General features: G+C 53.5%; 12 protein-coding genes. 6 read left to right on the top strand and 6 right to left on the bottom strand.

Annotated elements, in window-relative coordinates; translation table 11 throughout:
* Positions 1 to 22: 22 nt before the first annotated feature.
* The 4 genes from H144_RS32400 to H144_RS0123290 all read right to left on the bottom strand — a co-directional run bounded on the left by H144_RS32400 (position 23) and on the right by H144_RS0123290 (position 5,919).
* The gene (locus H144_RS32400) at positions 23 to 523 is read right to left on the bottom strand and encodes a hypothetical protein (protein WP_019944530.1); all 501 of its coding nucleotides are present in this window, start codon (positions 521 to 523) and stop codon (positions 23 to 25) included.
* A gap of 149 nt (positions 524 to 672) precedes the next feature.
* Entirely contained in the window at positions 673 to 3,900 is a 3,228-nt protein-coding gene (locus tag H144_RS33450; protein WP_019944529.1) for a choice-of-anchor tandem repeat GloVer-containing protein, read from the bottom strand.
* Positions 3,901 to 4,035: 135 nt separating this feature from the next.
* Positions 4,036 to 4,956, bottom strand: coding sequence for a helix-turn-helix domain-containing protein (locus H144_RS0123295; RefSeq protein ID WP_019944528.1), 921 nt, complete (start codon positions 4,954 to 4,956; stop codon positions 4,036 to 4,038).
* Between the two features lie 96 nt (positions 4,957 to 5,052).
* Positions 5,053 to 5,919, bottom strand: coding sequence for an SDR family NAD(P)-dependent oxidoreductase (locus H144_RS0123290; protein WP_019944527.1), 867 nt, complete (start codon positions 5,917 to 5,919; stop codon positions 5,053 to 5,055).
* A gap of 165 nt (positions 5,920 to 6,084) precedes the next feature.
* On the opposite strand from H144_RS0123290, the gene H144_RS32390 reads away from it, so the two are divergent.
* The 5 genes from H144_RS32390 to H144_RS0123265 all read left to right on the top strand — a co-directional run bounded on the left by H144_RS32390 (position 6,085) and on the right by H144_RS0123265 (position 13,864).
* On the top strand, positions 6,085 to 10,161 hold the full coding sequence (locus H144_RS32390; protein ID WP_019944526.1) for an FG-GAP-like repeat-containing protein: 4,077 nt from the start codon (positions 6,085 to 6,087) through the stop codon (positions 10,159 to 10,161).
* Between the two features lie 7 nt (positions 10,162 to 10,168).
* Positions 10,169 to 10,993, top strand: coding sequence for a helix-turn-helix domain-containing protein (locus H144_RS0123280; protein ID WP_033403040.1), 825 nt, complete (start codon positions 10,169 to 10,171; stop codon positions 10,991 to 10,993).
* A 355-nt stretch (positions 10,994 to 11,348) separates the two neighbouring features.
* On the top strand, positions 11,349 to 12,035 hold the full coding sequence (locus tag H144_RS0123275; RefSeq protein WP_019944524.1) for a GNAT family N-acetyltransferase: 687 nt from the start codon (positions 11,349 to 11,351) through the stop codon (positions 12,033 to 12,035).
* 107 nt (positions 12,036 to 12,142) lie between these two features.
* A complete protein-coding gene (locus tag H144_RS0123270) occupies positions 12,143 to 13,030 on the top strand; it encodes an oxidoreductase (protein ID WP_019944523.1) in 888 nt (295 codons plus the stop codon).
* Positions 13,031 to 13,045: 15 nt separating this feature from the next.
* Entirely contained in the window at positions 13,046 to 13,864 is an 819-nt protein-coding gene (locus tag H144_RS0123265) for a helix-turn-helix domain-containing protein (protein WP_019944522.1), read from the top strand.
* Positions 13,865 to 13,926: 62 nt separating this feature from the next.
* Here H144_RS0123265 and H144_RS0123260 read toward each other — a convergent pair whose 3' ends face one another.
* Positions 13,927 to 14,841, bottom strand: a complete 915-nt coding sequence (locus H144_RS0123260) for a pirin family protein (protein ID WP_019944521.1) — start codon at positions 14,839 to 14,841, stop codon at positions 13,927 to 13,929.
* A gap of 185 nt (positions 14,842 to 15,026) precedes the next feature.
* Here H144_RS0123260 and H144_RS0123255 point away from each other — a divergent pair, with 185 nt between their 5' ends.
* Positions 15,027 to 16,934, top strand: coding sequence for a DUF4139 domain-containing protein (locus H144_RS0123255; protein WP_019944520.1), 1,908 nt, complete (start codon positions 15,027 to 15,029; stop codon positions 16,932 to 16,934).
* A 48-nt stretch (positions 16,935 to 16,982) separates the two neighbouring features.
* Here the strand turns inward: H144_RS0123255 and H144_RS0123250 are convergent, their stop codons facing one another.
* Positions 16,983 to 18,572, bottom strand: a complete 1,590-nt coding sequence (locus H144_RS0123250) for an ABC-F family ATP-binding cassette domain-containing protein (RefSeq protein ID WP_019944519.1) — start codon at positions 18,570 to 18,572, stop codon at positions 16,983 to 16,985.
* Between the last annotated feature and the right edge of the window lie 107 nt (positions 18,573 to 18,679).

Here is an 18,679-nt window from a genome sequence, read left to right as displayed (position 1 = left end):
TGGTTGTCAAGAAATAGGGGAGCTAAGCGAAATCAGGTGGGGGTAGTGCTACCGCCGGCTTGATACCGGCGTGGAATGGGGCATTCGTTGAACGTGCGGCCAGTTCGTCAGGCGCCCATTCGAGGACAAAAAAGACGTGTTGACGATGGGTACTCAGATAGTCTTTCAAAAAACCTTTGAGCAACCTGGAATGGCTGTCGCCGGCTGGCGTGCTTGTATCCGTGCTGGCGGCAAGCTGGATTTTTGAAACAAGGTCGGCAAAATGCTCCCTGGCACGCTGGTCGTACTGGCAGTAGACGAAAAGCGTGTCGTTTACAATCTGCTGCGCCGTGATCTGGTAAAATTGACCATTGCCCTCGATATGGTCGTCGATGGGGCCGGATGAAGACCAATGCGACCGGTCAGGGGAGGTGAGCGGTACTTTGATAATGATGTTTGGGGAATTAATATCCTCGCCGATCATTTCTTCGGATGACGTACGTGCAGACCGCTCCAAAAGATAGGTAATCGAGTAGCCTATCATGTTGTATGTCAACAAACCCAGTAAGAATGTTGCCAGTAATCGGTGCACGGTGGTTTGAGGGATTTTTGGTAAAGATAATGCAAACGAGGCATTTTGTTCACGGAAATGGACCCACCTCCCGCGAAAAATGGGGCTGGATTCTACTTCAATTACTGCTTCACCATCCGGAACGTTCGAATGTCCTGCCCGGTGGAGAACCGCAGCAAATAGGTGCCCGGTCGAAGGCTGCGCACGTCCAGCCTGAAATTTCCACCTTCGGACCGGCCGTTCAGGACCGCATTTCCATCCGCGCCGATCAGCTGCCATGGCGCGGATGCCGGAGCCTGCTTCACCTCTATTACATCGCTTGCCGGGTTGGGGTACAGCATGGCTTCCATACCTGGCACCGCCACCTGCCGGATCACCGAATAGGCGTAAGTGCCGTCCGCGTCGATCATTTTGAGGCGGTAGTAGGCATTTGGCGCCTGAACTTCATTTAAATGCATGTCCAGGAAAGCATAATGCCCCGGCCGCCCGGATTCCGACGGGTTAATGCGCCCGATCTTGCCGAAATTCCGCGCATCCGTGCTGCGTTCGAGTTCGAAATGCGAAAAATTAATTTCCGCGGCTGTTTGCCAGCTAAGTACCGCGTTGTGCTCTTCCAAACGTGCATTGAAATCGACGAGTTTAACGGGGAAAGGCGCGTTCGCATTGGCCAGGTAAAAGGTCGAAAAGGATTCGGTTTTAAAACTAAACACATAACCGCCGCCCGCCCAGGGCTCGGATGTGGCCTGTATCGCGCGCGTTGCCCCGGAAATATTTCCATTGCAATCGTTGGCTGCCGTTGCAAACACGCCGATTTGTGATGCGTTTGTGATCGGTTCCGCTTTGGGATCGGCATTGTTAGCAGCTACGAGCGCGTCATATTCCTCCTGTTTGACATAAATCCGCACATCTACCGGCGTTCCGCTCGCTATGGCGCCCGAAGTCGTGAGGGTAAGGTCTCTACCCAGAAAATACCGGCCATTCACTTTTCTGATATTGCCCGTATGCGTGAACAGGGAAGGGGTAACCGTCCCGAGGTTGTTTTTATTGGCTCTGATCTCCGCTACCGCATTTTTGGAAGCGTCGATGACCGGGAGCCATTCGGTCCAGTTGTTGCCGTCCACGGTCGCAGGGGGAAGGGGGAGGCAGTTTCCGGGCGTGCCGTCCGAAACCGGCGCAGGGAGCGGCTCGAATGTCATGCCGGAAAGGGTGAAATCGGTTCCATTGCCGTAGCCGGGCGATTTTTTCAGCACTTTCGTTTTCGTATTCCATTCGTAAAGCGTGCCCGAGTAGCTGGTGGTAAGAAAATAGAATTTTTCGTTCCCGACGGTGATCTTGCCTCCCGCTGTCCCATCAAATGTGGCGAGCACACCCGATTTGAGCGTCGCCGGGTCCAATTCCAGCAGCGAGTTGGGGGTAAGCCCGTACAATTTCTCGTTGTACTCGACAAATGAACCGACCGGGTTCACACCCACGCCCGCCCGAAGGTCCCGGATCTTCGTGTAAGTATCCGTTGCCGGGTCCCATCGGAATATGACGCCCACGTCGCTCGTGCCGCCGTTGTAAGTCATGCCATAAAACAGACCATCTTTCAGGCAAAGGTCCGCGCGCGGTGATCCGCCGTTCGCCTTATCGAAATGGTACCGGACCGTAAACGAATTGGTAACCGGGTCCCATTCGAAAATCGTACCCCTGTTGTTGTTCCCGCCGGCCATGGTCATCCCGAAAAGCTTACCATCTTTTGCAATCAGGCTCCCGTACGACGTCCTGCCGGTGGCGACTTCAAAATCCCGTTTCTTGGTGACCGTAGAATTCTGATAATCTACTTCAAATATTGCCCCAAAGCCCACCCTTCCGCCGGTGGAGGTTATACCATAGAGTTTTCCGTTGAGCAAGGTCAGTTTGCCATAAGGTTCCTGCCCGGTTGTTTCGTCCAGTTCTTTCAGGATCTTATAGGCTTTTGTTTTGGGATCAAACTCGAAAATCACCCCCATGTTAAGTTTTCCACCGTAGGTAGTCGCGCCATAGAATTTGCCGCCTGCTAATGTGACACCGCCCCTGGGGTGCGCACCGACAGACTCCTGTGAAATGAACCCGGTCGTGTACTGGTTCGTCGCCGGGTCCCAGTTGAAGACTTCGGCAACTATGCGCCCGTTATTGGGTTGTGGCCGGCCGATGGCCGAATACAATTTGCCCTGCCAGGGCGTGAATGCCCCCGAAAGCAGGCCGTTGGTATAATCGGGTAGTCCGAAGCGGAGCGAGAAGGTGTTTGTCGCCGGGTTCCATTCGTATACGCGTCCCCGCATGGTTTTTCCGCCCTGGGTAACCCCATAAAACTTGTCGCCCAGCAATACCGGCGCAAATCCGTTGAATGGCGCATTGGCACCCGCAGCAAGGTCGATTTTTTTGGTAATGGTACCAGCCTCCGGCGTAAATTCGAACAGTGTACCGCTCGACTCCGCGCCCCCGGCGGTCGTGGCGCCGTAGAGCTTACCGTCTTTCGGGGTCATCTTGGTCAGACAATTGTAGCCCGCCTCCCGAGAGAAGGCAGCTTTGGAAACATAAGTGCCTGCCTCGGGGTCCCATTCCACCAGGTCGCCGAAGCTGGTGCCTGCCAGTTTGGTCGTCGCGTATAATTTGCCGTTCAGGCCTTCCCACGGGGTGTCGGGCGCATGAAGGCCGGGCTGGTACGGACCGAACACGTCCCGTACTTGGGTGAATTGAGCAGTGGCCGGGTCCCATTCGTAAAGTGCATCGTCGAGTTCGCCGAAATTCGTCCGGGCAATGCCGTACAGCTTGCCGTTCATTTGCGAAAGGGCCGTGCTGGGCCAAAGTTCGCGGTCGTTGGCGAGACTGGCGAAATCGGCCCGTTTGGCATAGGTATTCGTCGTCAGATCGTATTCGAATATTACGCCCTGCGCATTCGTCCCGCCTTCCATGGTGATGCCGTAAAGCTTGCTGCCCATCAGTACCATCACTTCGTGCGGCCTGGCGCCCGTCTCGCGCCGGAAGTTGTGGAGGAGCGTGTATTCGTCCGTAGCAGGGTTCCATTTAAAGAGGTTTCCCGAGAATTCGACATTCAGGCCGGACTCTGTCCGTGCCGTAGCATACAACTCACCATTGTATTCCACAAACTGCCCGATAGCAAGGGCTTTTCTCGCGATGTAGAAATTGAATTGTGAGGTTGGCAGGGTGCCGTCGGGCGAAGCATTGAAGATGTTGCCCAGCAGTTCCGTGCCGCCGCCGAACGCGACGCCCCAAAACTGGTTTATGCCCTGCGAACGTGCCGCAAAGCTTGCGATCGTGCATAGTAGTAGAGTAAATACATACGTGGAGTAGTAAGGTTTCTTCATGATGATCGAATAACGTTGAGTGGTGTAAATATAGAGTTATTTTGTACATGCCCGGATACAAAATAGAATACCTGAAAATACATACCGGTCAAAGCTTCGCCAGCCATCTTGAAACAATCATTCGCGATGCAAACCCTAGTTGAACGACCGCCGGAATTCGAGCGGGGAAAGGTTGGTTTTTAATTTAAATAATTTGCTGAACGACTGCGAATGCTCGAATCCCAGCGCATAGGCCACCTCCCGCACGGTCAGGCGGGTGGTCGATAAATCCTCTTTCGCCTTCTCAATTAATTTATCATGAATGTATTGCTGCGCATTCTGCCCGACCAGCGAACGCAGCATGTCGCTCAGATAGCTGGGCGTTAGATTCACCTGTTCGGCGAGATAGGCCACGGTGGGGAGGCCTTTATTGGCAGATGTGTTTTCGGCAAAATATTGATCCATTACCGTTTCCAGTTTTTGCAAAAGATCATGGTTAATGGCTTTGCGGGTAATGAATTGCCTTTTGTAAAATCGGTTCGCGTAGTTGAGCAGCAATTCAATTTGCGAAATGACGACATCCTGGCTGAAATCGTCGATCCGGCTCGCCAGTTCTTTTTCGATCATTTTGAATATTTCAAAAATCGTCGTTTTCTCTTCTTCCGAAAGGTGCAATGTCTCGCGGGTGGAATAGGAGAAAAAGCCGTATTGCCGGATGTTTTTGGCGAGCGGGTAACCCAGGAAGAAATCCGGGTGGATCAGCAGTGTGAACTCGGAGCAGGCGCTGATGTCGTTCTCCTCGTTGCCCACAATCTGCCCCGGCGATGCAAACAGCAGCCCGCCTTCGTCAAAGTCGTAATAGCTCTGGCCGTATTTCAGTTTGCCTTTCAATGCCGGTTTGTAGGATACTTTGTAAAAACCCAGGACATGGTAATGCGCCATTTTGGTCGCGTCCACCTGCGTGTACGACCCGTTGACGAGGCTCACGAGCGGATGTTGCGGTTTCAACAGGCCGAATGCCCGGTGCGCATCGGCCAGCGATTCCATTTTGATGGGGCTATGTTCTTCTTTTTTCATTGGTCCGAATGGAAAGGACGATAACCGGCCGCATTTCACGGCCGGTTATCGTCGCTGATTGTTAAAGTGTTTTTGTGCCCGTTGGGTTCCGGCCGCTTATCCTTGCGCTGAATTGGACACTTCTTCCCAGGCTTCCCATGTGGCCAGGCGCTCGGCATAGGCCTTGCGCACCCACGGGAGGCATTGGTTGCCGAGGAAGAAACGGAGCGGCGGCTCCGGCGCATCTATCACCTGGAAGAGCGCGTCGGGCGTTGCATTCGGGTCGCCGCGTTCGAGGTTTTGCAAATGCCCGAAGAAATCCTGCTTGAAATCCGCGTAAATGTCCATTCCCTGCGAAAATTGCAGCGAATCGGGCGTACCGAACTCTGTCGCGTAGGCACCCGGTTCGACGATAGTGACCTTGATCCCGAACATTTTAACCTCCTCGGCGAGGCTTTCGTGGATTGCCTCGAATGCCCATTTGGATGAAGCATAGTAGCCGATCACGGGCAGCGTCACGTGCCCGAGGTTGCTGGATGTGCCCACAATGTGGCCGCCGCCCTGCCGGCGCAGCAGGGGCAACGCCGCCTGGATGACGGTCACCGGGCCAATGACGTTCGTTTCGTACAAGGCCCGGATCTCGTCCGGACTCGCTTCCTCGATCGTGCCTACCAGCGAGTAACCCGCATTGTTCAGCACGACATCCAGCCGGCCGAAATGGGCGTGCGCCTGTTCGACGGCCGCTTTGGCCTGGGCGGCATTGGTCACATTCAGTTCGAGGGTCAGCACCCGGTCGCCGTATTTTTCTTTCAAATCGGCAATGCTTTCCAGTTTTCGTGCGGTGGCCGCAACTTTGTCGCCGCGGCGGAGGGCAGCCTCGGCCCACACGCGCCCGAACCCACGGGACGCGCCGGTGATAAACCATACTTTGGGGGACGCCGTAAGTGCCGTGGAAGCACTTGCATTTTCAGTCTGTTGTATCATGATTGTATTCCTTCTTTTTGATGGATCAAAGGTCCGGATATACCTATGTTGATGTGTAGTCTAATCGGGGGGATGTGTAGCCAAAACAGGAATATTAATGGTTATATTTGGTGACAAAATTGCTTACTATTCATGTCCGTTATTCTCTCATTTCAATAATTGCCAATGAAAAACCGCTACCATTATTTATTCCTCTCTCTGTTTGTTTGTTGTATCCTGTTTCATAAAAAAATCGGTGAAACATTTACCCTTAAAACCCATAACAAAGTCCCGATAACGCGGGAAGCTGCTTCAAAAGAACCCGTTCTGGTGCCCGACAGCACGCTGAAAAACATTCAACAGCTTATTTCACAGCGCGAATACCACATTAGCTACGACGCACAAACGCGCACCTATCAAAGTCCGAACCGGAAACAAAACCTCCGCGCGAGTTACTCGCCGGGCGTGCTTACGCTGCAAAAACGCGTCGATTCCACGCATTCCGGTTTTAAATTGAAATTGATTAACAAAGGCATTTTCGCGGATGGCGAATTGCTTTATACCACGGATGGTAACAGTAAATTAGCCGCTTTGGAAAATACGGTTTCCATCGACCATGGCCGGTTCACCGAAGAGTTTGTCAATAATGAAGAAGGCGTTCGCCAGAATTTTATCATTGACAGCGCACCGGCCGGCGCAAAATCATTGCAAATAAAAGTAGCCGTAGAAGGTGCTTCGGTGCGTGATATGGGTAAAAACGAGCTGCGCTTTATAACCGGAATAATGGAGGAAGGCGGCAATGAAGAGCTCATTTACAATGGTTTGAAATGCTGGGATGCCAATGGAAAAGTATTGGACGCGACATTGGCCTACCAGGACAACCATATTCAGATTGCAGTCGGCGTGGCAAACGCCGCATTTCCCGTTACCGTAGACCCGATCGTGAACGGCACCTATGCACAATACGCCGACAAGTTCCTCGAAATCCACCAGAGCAATGCATGGTTCGGCTACTCGGTATCGAGCGCGGGCGATGTGAATGGCGACGGGTACAGCGATGTGATCATCGGCGCCCCGAAATATGATAACGGCCAGACCGACGAAGGCGCGGCATTCGTGTTCCCGGGTACGGCCGGCGGGCTCAGCCTCGCGGCGACAGTATTGCAAAGCAACCAGGACAATGCGCAGGCCGGTTTCTCGGTGTCGAGCGCGGGCGACGTGAACAAGGACGGATACAGCGACGTGCTCGTAGGCGTGCCTTACTACGACGCCGGCCAAACGGACGAGGGCGTGGTATTCCTCCACCTCGGCAGCGCCAATGGCGTAAGCGTCAACCCGAACCGTGTATTGGAAATCAATCAGACGGCGGCCAATTTCGGTATTTCGGTGGCGATGGCGGGTGATGTCAATGGCGACGGCCACAGCGATATTCTCATCGGCGCACACCAGTACGACAACGGCCAGCTGAACGAGGGGGCGGCGTTCCTGTTTTATGGCAATGCCAATAACGTAGGCGGCGGTGCGGTGACATTGGAAGCGAACCAGGCTGGCGCGATGATGGGCTATGCCGTAGCATCGGCCGGCTACCTCGATGCGGACGGTTTCACCGACGTGATGGTGGGAGCACGGCTCTATTCCAACGGGCAGGCTTACGAAGGAGCTGTGTTCATCTATAAAGGAAGCGCGGCAGGCTTGGTGACAAGCAACCCGTACAGGCTGGAAAGCAACCAGGTGGATGCGCGTTTCGGGCATTCGCTTGCCCCCGCGGGGGATGTGGATGGCGACGGCAATGCGGACATCATTATCGGGGCCTACCTGTATGAACAAAACCCAGCATTCGCTCAGAATGCAGGAGCTGCGTACCTGTACTTCGGTACCGGCGGAAGCTCCGCACCCGTTTGGAACGAAACCCTGATTCCGGGAACGCAGCAAGAGGCGTGGTTTGGCTGGGCAGTGGCCGGAGCCGGCGATTTGAACGGCGACGGTTTCAGCGATTTTGTAATTGGTGCCCGCTATTTCGATAATGAAAAACCCAATGAAGGAGCCGCATTTGTATATTATGGCAATGCGAAGAGGAGTTTCCCTTACCATCGTGCGATGATTACCAGCTACCAGCCCGAGGCCTGGCTAGGGTCGGCGGTAGCCTCCGCGGGCGATGTGAACGGCGACGGATACAGTGATCTGCTGATTGGGGCATACACATACGATAACGGACAAAACGACGAGGGGGCGGCGATGATCTACCACGGCGGCGGAATGGCCCCGAGCGAATCATCGAAGATTGCCATGAGCGACTCCGTCGCCTCGCGGCGTTTCGGAGCAGTGGTGGCCAACGTGGGCGACATTGACGGCGACGGCTTCGACGACGTGGCGGTGAGCAGCTCCGGTGCCGGTTCGTTTGGCCGTACCACCTTCCTGTACGGCAGCCAGTCGGGTGGCATTGGCAACCCGATTTACTATTGGAACAGGATACCGGCATTGAATATCGGCCGCACGGTAGCCGGCGCGGGAGATGTGAACGGTGATGGCTTTGCCGACGTGATCGTGGGCGCTCCCAATTACGCCAACACGGGCGAGAGCCTGGCAATCCTTTATTACGGCACCGTCAATGGTATAGATACGCTGAGAGAGCAGGTTTTGACGGATTCAAATACAGGCTCGCTATTCGGAACCGCGGTAGCGGGCGCGACGGACCTCAACGGCGACCATTACGCCGATGTGGCAATAGGCGCTCCCAAATACAAAGTAGGTAATGAAGTGCGGGGAGCGGTGTTTGTATATTACGGCTCGGCGAACGGCTTGATCACCACACCCAAGATTCTGGAAGGGAAGCACATCAATTCCAGCATGGGCGCTGCGGTAGCGGGCCTCGGCGACGTGAATGGCGATCATTACGGCGACCTTATCGTGGGTGCGCCTACGACTAACACGGCGGCCGTGGAAGGCGGTATGGCCTGGGTATATTACGGCTCGGCCAATGGCGTCGATAACAGCACGACTTTCTTCAAAAACGACAATGCCTACGCGCATTTCGGCGCGGCGGTGGCTTCGGGCGGCGACGTGAACGGCGACAGCTATAATGAATGCATCGTGGGACTTCCCGGTTACGGGCTTCAAAAGGAAGGCGCCATTGCAGTATATCACGGTGCATCGGGTGGTTTGACTGAACCTAACAAGCGTTTTTACCGCGGCGGCATGCCCAATTCCGCATTCGGGACTTCGGTTTCGGGCGCAGGAGACGTGAATGGAGATGGTTACAGCGATATTCTCGCGGGTGCGGGCAAGCACGGGTGGCCGCACCCGGAAGCAGGTTCAGTATCACTGATCCTCGGCTCGCGGTACGGGCTGAGCAACTATCCCGACTGGGAGGTGCTCGGCACGTCGGCTATGGACCATTTGGGCGCTTCCGTATCGGGTGCGGGTGATTTGAACGGCGATGGGTTTTCGGATATGATCGTCGGCATTCCCGACCTCGACGGTATCGGCCAGAACACAGGTGGCGTTCAGGTGTACCTTGGCGGCAGCGAGTGGGAAAGCGCGCCGGACCAGTTTACCCAGATAGCGAAGCAAAGCAAACTGAAATTATACAATGCCGACCTGGCGACGCTCTATTCGCCGAATCTCGCAGGACAAGGCAGCGAAAGCAATTTTGGGATCGGACTTTTCTGCCGTTCGTTTTTGGGTAAAGCCAAAGGGAAACTGGTTTGGGAAACGAAAACCAACGGTCAGCCTTTTTCAAGCAAGCCTAACACGCCGATCGGCAACAGCGTGGCCTTTACGGGTTCGCAGGCCGATTTTGTAGATTTAGGCTATTTCGGCAAGGAACTCAAAAGCCTCGTTCCGAAACTGACGCCGGAAACCAAAGTCCGGGCCCGTGTGAAGTACGAGCTTGCAACCGCATTGACCGGCCAGGTATACGGACCGTGGCGTTACCTGCCTGCGTTTCTTTCCGGGCAGAGCGTGGCGCCGCCGCCGCAGGACATCGCTTCCAATCTGCGCATGCAGGCCGAAGTGCTGGAAAATGCCGTAGAAAGTGTTTCCGTTTATCCTAATCCTGCTAGCGAGAAGCTGTTTATCAGAGCCAACCCGCAGAATGCGGTCACGGGCGTCAAACTGGTTTCGGGTAGCGGTAATGTCATTTTCCATGCCGGCAGGCCCCAGCAGGAAATCGATCTGAAAGGCATTACGCCGGGCATGTATATTCTCGTGACAAAGCACGCCGACGGCTCCGAAATGGCGCACAAGGTGGCCGTCAGAAAATAAACGCAGTATGTCGCAGCCGACCGATTTTCCCCTTCATGAACTGCCGCCGGTACGCTTTATGGCGTCCGGCAGCGGTTTGGCTTTCGGGGAGCATGCGCCGAGTCACCGGATCAGTTTTTTCGCGATCGTATGGTTCACCGAAAGCGCCGGTACGCACCTCATCGATTTCGAATCGTTCCCGATCCGGGCCAATGAGGTGTTCCTGCTCGGTCCCAACCAGGTGCATTCCATTCCCGCCCCCGAGCTTCCGGGCTCGCGCACGATCGTGTTCGCGCACGAGGTTTTCGATCGGATCGACGAGCCGCATTTAAGGCAGCTTTTCCTGCCTTTTGAAAACACCGGCATCCGAATACCGGAAGAAATGGTGGCACCGCTGACGCACATTTTCGACCTCATTCTGCTCGAATGCAACGGTGCCGCGGACGTTACCCTGCTTTTGAAATACACCACCGCATTGCTGACGCACCTCTACCGTTTCGGCCGGCACGACCGCCGCATTGGTGAGGACCACCGGCTCGTCAAGCTCTTTCAACTCATGCAGGAGCATTACCGGCAGGAAAAATCGGCCGCATTCTACGCCCGGCAAATCGGCCTTACGCCGAAACGGATCAATGAATTGCTGCGTGAAAAGATGGGTACTACCGTGAGCAAGCTGTTGTATCGGCTTATGCTTATCGAAGCCAAGCGCGAACTATACCACCAGCAGCATTCGGTGAAAGAGATTGCCTACGGGCTGGGGTTCAGCGACCAGTCCTATTTTGCCCGGTTTTTCAAAAAACAGACCGGCCTTACACCCGAAGAGTTCCGCTCGGGCGTGCGCGTAGCCAAGTGAGGCGTTTTTGCCGCGTGTTCAGATTGTCCTAACCTTCGGACAAATCGTGCGGACCATTGCCGCCTGCCTTTCGGATATTTGTATCGTTCATTGAACGTACGCGCGGCGGTTGATCCGCAGCGTGTCGCAGGATGTAATGTCCTGCTTTTGACTTGCAAGAAGTGGCTTTGCGGCCTTCTGTTTCGAATAGTGTTTTCGTGTGTTTTGGCAAAAGTGGCTGTGCTTTCGTAACAGCCACTTTTTTGTTTTTACGCCCTTTTATTTTCTGCCTCAAAAAACAGGAACAGATCGGTGCCTGCGTCGGGTTAAATTAAAGCAGGAAACGTAAATTAGCCATTGAAATACCATTTTTGAAATGAAACAAATTCTTGATAATCCCGTCTGGTACGCGCTGAACGCACATAATGACGCACTTGGGCAGGTGAGTGGCGGCTCGTGCTGGTTCCGGCCGGAAGTATCGCCATTCGCAGGCGTTGAAGGTGCCGCGCTGGAAGGGCTGCCTGCCTTGTACGAAGCCATCCCGTTTGATAACCACGTAATTTTTGTAAGCAACGAGAATGTGGCCATCCCGCTGCCGTGGAAACTCATGGCGGCTGTGCCCGGCAACCAGATGATCTACAAAGGCCCGGCATTTCCGGCTTCGGAAGGGCCTCTTGCCGTCCCGCTCACGACGGAGCACGTTGCCGAAATGGTCGCATTGACGAGCCTCACCAACCCCGGGCCGTTTGAGACGGAAACCATTCGTTTCGGGCATTATGAAGGTATTTTTGACAATGGAAAACTGGTCGCGATGGCAGGCCAGCGCATGCACCCGGAGGGTTTTGCGGAGATCAGCGCCGTGTGTACGCATCCCGGTCATTTGGGTAAAGGATATGCCCGGCATTTGCTGCTGCGGCAGGTGAACCGCATTCAGCAGGCCGGGGAAGTGCCCATCCTCCATGTGAAGGCGGATAATGCGCGTGCGATCGGTGTGTACGAGTCGCTGGGTTTCGAAATCCGTACGGAGATTTTCTTTTATGTATTAAAAAAGAATACGGATTGAAGCGCCATCTGGCTGTGAGCTTTTCAGCAAAGTAACAATGAGCTTTACAGCAAAGCCGGGCAGGGTAGCGCCGGGTACTTTTGTATTGTACTTAAAACAACAAGACAATGACAAAAGTATGGTTCATTACCGGCAGCTCCCGCGGATTGGGACGCAGCCTCACAGAAGCAGTTCTGAAAAGCGGAGATAAAGTAGCAGCCACGGCCCGTAACCTTTCCCAGCTCGGTGACCTCGTGGCGCAATACGGCGATCAGATCAGGCCCATTGCACTGGATGTGACAGATTATGAGCAGGTTTACCACGCCGTAGCCGACGCCGTTGCACATTTCGGACGCATTGATGTGCTGGTAAATAATGCAGGTTTCGGCATTATCGGCGCCGCAGAAGCTTACACCGAAGAACAGGTGCGCAGTCAGCTGGAAACCAACCTGTATGCGCCCATTGAAGTTACCCGCGCGGTGCTGCCTTATATGCGCAGGCAGGGTAGCGGTCGCATTTTGCAGATCAGTTCCGTGGGCGGTCGCGTAGGGAATGCGGGCCTGACGATGTACCAGGCGGCCAAGTTCGGCCTGGGCGGCTTCACGGAGGCGTTGTCCAAAGAGGTAGCCCCGCTCGGCATTCATGTTACGAGCGTGGAACCGGGCGGTTTCCGTACCGACTGGGCCGGCGCATCGATGAGCTATGCCCGTGAAATCGATGGCTACGGAATGGTCAATCAGCGGACCGAATATTTCAAATCCGGCAAATTCGTGCCCGTAGGCGATCCCGACAAAGCCGCCTCGGTAATGGTGGCCCTGGCCGAACATCCCGCGCCGCCCGTTCACCTCGTCTTGGGCAGCGAGGCGATCGGAATTCTCCAAAGCGCCGACGAGGCTCGCAAGGCCGAGATGGAGCAATGGCTTGACATCAGCCTTTCCACCGACCACCACGAATCGGAAGATTTCCTGGAAACGTCGATGGGCAAATGGTACACCGGCATTAAAAAAGACGCGTGATTACTAACTTTGTCTATGACCGATCCGAAGCCTGACAGACATTCATCGCCCATCGCTTACTCGTGCTATTACGCGCGCAACCGCGAGGGCGAGCAGTTTGCCTCCGAGCATGTGTTCAGCTACCAGATTTCCGGTACGCTAACGATCAATAACGGCGAGATGGAATATGTGTTCCGCGCGGGCGATTACCGGTTTACGCGGCGCAACCAGCTGATCAAATTCGTCAAACAGCCGCCCGCGGACGGTGTTTTCAAATCCATTTCCATTTACCTGACTCAGGCCACATTGCGGAGCTTCGCGATGGAGCATGGTTACGCGGCCGATCACGCACAAAGCCAGCAGGCCGAGCCGGTGATCGCTTTGAAAGGCGGGAGCCTCGTGAAGGGATTCATGGAGTCGCTGCTGCCGTACAGCGAGGACGACCAGCTGATCGACGACGAATTACAGTCGCTCAAAGTGCGGGAGGCGATCATGATCCTGCTCCGTTCGTCGCCGGTGATGAAGGATATTTTGTTCGATTTCAGCGAGCCCGGGAAGATCGATCTGGAAGCATTTATGCATAAAAACTTCCATTTCAATGTGCAAATGAACCGTTTCGCCTACCTGACGGGCCGGAGTCTGGCAACTTTCAAACGCGATTTCGAGCACATTTTTCATACATCGCCCAGCCGTTGGTTGCAGCAGCGCCGGTTGCAGGAAGCGCATTACCTGATCAAGGAAAAAGGCCGGACCGCCTCGGATGTGTACCTGGAAATCGGTTTCGAAGATTTGTCCCATTTCTCTTTCGCATTCAAGAAAATGTACGGTGTATCGCCTTCCAGGCTGGCGGGGTAATGCATTTTAATTTTAGACTAATAGAAAAAGCCCTGTCATCCAACGGATCACAGGGCTTTGGTTTATGATAGCGGCTCTGGTCGGGGAGGAGTGCCGGCCGGCCTGGAATAGTCTTCGGGTAGCGGGATAAATTCGTGGTCATCGGCCGGCGGGAGCTGAATGCGGCCTTGTTTCCAATCTTCCTTGGCCTGCTCGATGCGTTCTTTCCGTGATGATACGAAATTCCACCAGATATACCTTTCGCCCAGCGGTTCGCCACCGAGCAGCATCAGGGTCGTATTGACGGTGGCCTTGATGGTCGGCTCCGCGTTTTTATTGAAGACGAGCATTTGCCCCGGCTCGTAAAAATGCCCGCCGGTTTCCACGGCGCCTTTGACGATGTAGATTGCCCTTTCAGAATGCTTGTCGGGAATGGTAAAAGTCGCGCCGGCTTCCAGCACCACGTGCAGGTAGAATAGGGGAGAAAGCGTATTCACGCCGTTGGAAAGGCCGTATGCATTGCCGGCGATCAGGCGCATCCACACGCCTTTATCGGTAAATACCGGCAGCTCGTCCCGTGTATAATTGCGAAACGACGGCGCGGCTTCTTCGTCCTTTTCGGGAAGCGCTACCCAGGTCTGGATCATTTCAAGGCCGCCCGCGAGCGCCGACGGATCTTCAAATCGTTCGGAGTGCGCAATGCCGCTGCCGGCCGTCATCCAGTTCACTTCACCGGGCTTGATGATTTGCTGCGCGCCCGTGCTATCCCGGTGCATCACCTGCCCGTCGAACAGGTAGCTCACCGTCGAAAGCCCGATATGCGGATGCGGCAGCACATCCATCGACGACGGGTTGACCGGTATGCTCCCCAGTGGCCCGGCGTGGTCCATGAATATAAACGGCCCGACCATTCTCCTGAGACGGAACGGTAAAATGCGTTTCACCATCACCGATTCACTGATAGCCGCCTTCCGGGCCTCGATTACGATATCCAGCATGGAAATGTTTTTTTGGTTAAATATAGGTAATGACCGGCAAGTGACGAAAGGCCGATTTTAAATCGTTTGTTTGCCGAAACGTGCCGTTTATTCAAAGGAACTCGCATGCGCTAGTGATGTGTCACTTTTTTAGCTATTTTTTGAATATTTATAAGTCGAACCATCCTGAGCTAACCCGATTCGCTATGCGCATTTTCTGCTTTAATGTATTTGTCCTTCTTTTTTTTATTTCCGCGACGCGGGTAATGGCCCAGAAATCCCAGGTGATGGCGAGTTCGGTCCGCCAAGTTACCATTTACCGGAACGGTGCCGAAGTGACCAGAGACGTAGCTGTAACGCTGGATGAGGGTTTGCATGAACTTTTGTTTAAGGGGCTTTCGGGTTCGCTGGAGAAGGAAAGTATCAGGCTATCTGGGCTGGCTGACTTGACGGTGTTATCGGTGCTGCCGAAAATGAATTACAATGGGGACGGGGAAAAATCGACGGTGATGAAACAGCTGGAAGCGAGAAAAGATGCCGTGAAGGAAAAACTGGCTTTTGAGCGTGGAATGGACGTTATTTACAAGCAGGAAGAGGAAATGCTCCTCAAAAATCAGACATTGGGAGGGGAGAAAGTTGTTTTGAAAACGCTCGAATTGAAAGAAGCGGTCGATTTTCAGCGAAGACGATTGGTGGAAGTATTGCAAAAGAAATTAGAAACTGCAAATAACCTCAGGAAATGGGCGGATAGCCTGAGAGCTGTCAACAAGGCGCTATCAGTTTTGCAAACGGAGTTGGAAAAACCAACGCTAGAAATTGCCATTACCGTTTCGGTAAAAAAGACAACGCAGGCGAAACTGGAATTGAGTTATTACCTGGCAAATGCCGGCTGGTATCCATGCTATGACGCCAAAGTAGCGGATTTGTCAACTCCATTATTACTTGAATTTAAAGCAGGCATATTTCAGTATTCGGGTGAAGATTGGAAGAAGGTGAAAATAATTCTGTCTACTGCGAATCCGAAGGAGAAGATCCTTCTTCCACAATTAAAAACCTGGTATTGGGGCGCTCCAAATGATTATACTCAATATCGGCCGACAGGACATGATAATTTGCCCGCCGCAGGAATCATCAATGAAGTGAGCGGCTTTATAAGAGATGAAGAAAACCAGCCGTTGCCCGGTGGCTCTGTAGTGATCAAGGGGACGACAGTGGGCACACAAGCGGACGGCAACGGATTTTACCAGCTAGCCGTTCCCGCGAACGCCCCATTGGAAAATCGCGTCCTGGTTTTTTCATACGTGGGATATAAAATGCAGTCGAAACCTATCTCAGACAGTCGAATGGATGTCAACATGCAGCCAGACGAAATGGCTCTGCTGGAAGTGGCCGAAATAGAGAATGAGAAGGGAGAAAAAAATGCTGATCTGAGAGGCCGGGTTGCCGGTGTAAATGTTGCGAGACCAGCTACTATTCGCATGAATACGGATGAGAGAGAAGCACCTACAAGTGTAACTTATGAAATCCCGATCCTTTATACACTAATTTCCGATGGCAAAACTTACACGGTTGACTTGAAGGCCGAACAGCTTACTGATAGTTACTATGAATATGTAGCAGTCCCCAAAATCCGGCAGGAAGCGTTTCTGAATGCATATCTGCCTTCTTGGGCTAGTTTAAATCTTCTTCCAGGTGACGTGAATTTGTATCTAGAAAACAGCTATATAGGTAAAACCCGACTCGATCTCTCGAAGGCGGCAGACACGCTTAGCCTTTCATTTGGCATAGATAAATCGGTGTCAGTGCGTAGGGAACAGGTGAAAACGTTTACAAAAAAGCAATTCCTGGGTGGCAACATGGCTGAAAACCGGGGGTATCGGATTACGGTTAGGAATGTGAAAAGGTCGCCCGTTCGCATTGTGGTGAAGGATCAATTCCCACTGGCGCCCGGCAAAGATATCGATGTGTTCGATAAGTTCGCGCCGGAAGCGGCTGTGAATGACAGTAGTGGTGATGTAACCTGGAAATTTTCTTTGCCTGCGGGAGAAAGTAAGGAATTGAATCTGCGCTATTCGGTCAAGTACCCTAAAAATGGCTACCTAAATGGAGAATGAAACGTGATTGGTGATATCAGTTTCATTCTCCATGGCATTTTTCAGGAACTAACTCAGTGCGATCTCTTTCTCCACGCCAATTTCCTCCAAAAACCGCACATCGTGCGATACAACCAGGAGCGTTCCGCGGTACTCGTTGATGGCGGCAGTGAGGATACCGATGTTTTGAATGTCGAGGTTGTTGGTCGGTTCGTCGAGGATGATCATGTCCGGGGCCTGGTTGCCGATGGACAATGAGCAGAGCATGAGCCGCATTTTCTCTCCGCCGCTGAGGTCGGCGCAGCGTTTGTCCCAGTATTCTTTGGTAAAAAGAAAGCGGTTCAGCCGTGTTTTAACGTCATGCTCCTGCAATGCGCCCGTATTGAAATGCTGGGCCTGCTGGTAGACGGTCAATGCATTGTCGATCAGCGAATAGTCCTGGTCGATGTAAATGGATTGGAAATCAGCTCGTTCCATGTGACCGGTAACCGGCGGGAGCTCGCCCCGGATGATCCGGATCAATGTCGTCTTGCCGGAGCCGTTCGCGCCTTTCAGCGCAATGCGTTCGCCGCTGGTGATCTGGAAATCAATATGTTCGTGCCAGATTGGCTGGTCCTTGTAAGCGAAGTTGATCTGTTCGGCGGTTACCAGTATTTTGCCCCGGTGGAGCGCGGAATTGTCGAAATCAACTTTCATTTTGTCAATACCGGGCAGTTCGCCGCGGAGCTGGCTCAGTTCCTGCGCAATGCCGCCTACTTTTTCGGCATGAACACCTTTCATCCGGGCAGTGCTACGCTCCGCACTGTTCCGGAATGCATTCTGAACGATCGTCGGCAGCCCGGCTTTTTCCTGCTTCTTTTTACCGCGCGCATCGAGTTTCTGTTGCCGCTCCATCGCTTCGCGTTCCACCTCCTTGGCTTTGCGGAGTGCTTTCTCCTTCGCCCTTAGGTCCTGATTAAGGGCTTCATTTTCAATGTTTTTCTGTTCTGCGTAAAAATTATAGTTGCCGCCGTAAACGGTAATGCCGCGTTTGCTGAGCTCGCAAACGGTTGTCAGCAGGTTAAGCAGAGTCCTGTCGTGGCTCACGACCACGAGCGTATGAGGGGCCGATTGGATGTAGTCGTACAAAAGCGCCCGACCGGCCGCGTCGAGGTGGTTGCTGGGTTCGTCGAGCAGTACGATTTCCGGCTCATGGATGAGGATTCCGGCTAGAAATACCTTCGTTTTTTGGCCCCCGCTCAGCGTGGCCATTGGTTGCGCGAGGTTCAGCCCATGCAGCTGCCAATGCGCAAATGCGGTCTGGCAGCGCTCTTCGATGCCCCAGTCGTCATCAAGCAGTTCGAGGTTCATATCGGTCAAATGCCCGTCGAGAATTTCCTTTAAGGCAAGCAGCTTGTCATGAATCCCCAGCGCTTCGGCTACGGTGAGGTGGTTGTACTGCCCGAAAAGCTGCGGCATATAGTAAGGCTTCGAATCTGCCCCGGCCTTCCCGGAAGCAGGTTTAACCCGACCGGCGAGAATGTTGAGCAAAGTCGATTTGCCCGCGCCATTGTTGCCGATCAGGGCAATTTTGTCGTGTCTATTGACAGTGAGATCTATATCGGAAAACAGCACATCCCGGTTCGGGTGTGCATAGGTAACACCTTGAAGAAAAAGCATAGTACATTTCTTTTGAAAATGAATAATGGCAGCCGTAGTCGTGGCCGCTTACATTGATTTCCTGAAAGAAATGTCTCTTACACGAAGTGTTACAGGTTGGTGAACAA

The sequence above is a fragment of the Dyadobacter beijingensis DSM 21582 genome, from assembly GCF_000382205.1.
GTDB classification, from domain to species: domain Bacteria; phylum Bacteroidota; class Bacteroidia; order Cytophagales; family Spirosomataceae; genus Dyadobacter; species Dyadobacter beijingensis.
Note: the sequence above shows the minus strand (reverse complement) of the source record. Positions and strands in the feature narration are given on the sequence as shown.

Coding starts and splice junctions, on each gene's coding strand:
- H144_RS32400 (WP_019944530.1), bottom strand. CDS start 523: ATGATAGGCTACTCGATTACCTATCTTTTGGAGCGGTCTGCACGTACG.
- H144_RS33450 (WP_019944529.1), bottom strand. CDS start 3,900: ATGAAGAAACCTTACTACTCCACGTATGTATTTACTCTACTACTATGC.
- H144_RS0123295 (WP_019944528.1), bottom strand. CDS start 4,956: ATGAAAAAAGAAGAACATAGCCCCATCAAAATGGAATCGCTGGCCGAT.
- H144_RS0123290 (WP_019944527.1), bottom strand. CDS start 5,919: ATGATACAACAGACTGAAAATGCAAGTGCTTCCACGGCACTTACGGCG.
- H144_RS32390 (WP_019944526.1), top strand. CDS start 6,085: ATGAAAAACCGCTACCATTATTTATTCCTCTCTCTGTTTGTTTGTTGT.
- H144_RS0123280 (WP_033403040.1), top strand. CDS start 10,169: ATGTCGCAGCCGACCGATTTTCCCCTTCATGAACTGCCGCCGGTACGC.
- H144_RS0123275 (WP_019944524.1), top strand. CDS start 11,349: ATGAAACAAATTCTTGATAATCCCGTCTGGTACGCGCTGAACGCACAT.
- H144_RS0123270 (WP_019944523.1), top strand. CDS start 12,143: ATGACAAAAGTATGGTTCATTACCGGCAGCTCCCGCGGATTGGGACGC.
- H144_RS0123265 (WP_019944522.1), top strand. CDS start 13,046: ATGACCGATCCGAAGCCTGACAGACATTCATCGCCCATCGCTTACTCG.
- H144_RS0123260 (WP_019944521.1), bottom strand. CDS start 14,841: ATGCTGGATATCGTAATCGAGGCCCGGAAGGCGGCTATCAGTGAATCG.
- H144_RS0123255 (WP_019944520.1), top strand. CDS start 15,027: ATGCGCATTTTCTGCTTTAATGTATTTGTCCTTCTTTTTTTTATTTCC.
- H144_RS0123250 (WP_019944519.1), bottom strand. CDS start 18,572: ATGCTTTTTCTTCAAGGTGTTACCTATGCACACCCGAACCGGGATGTG.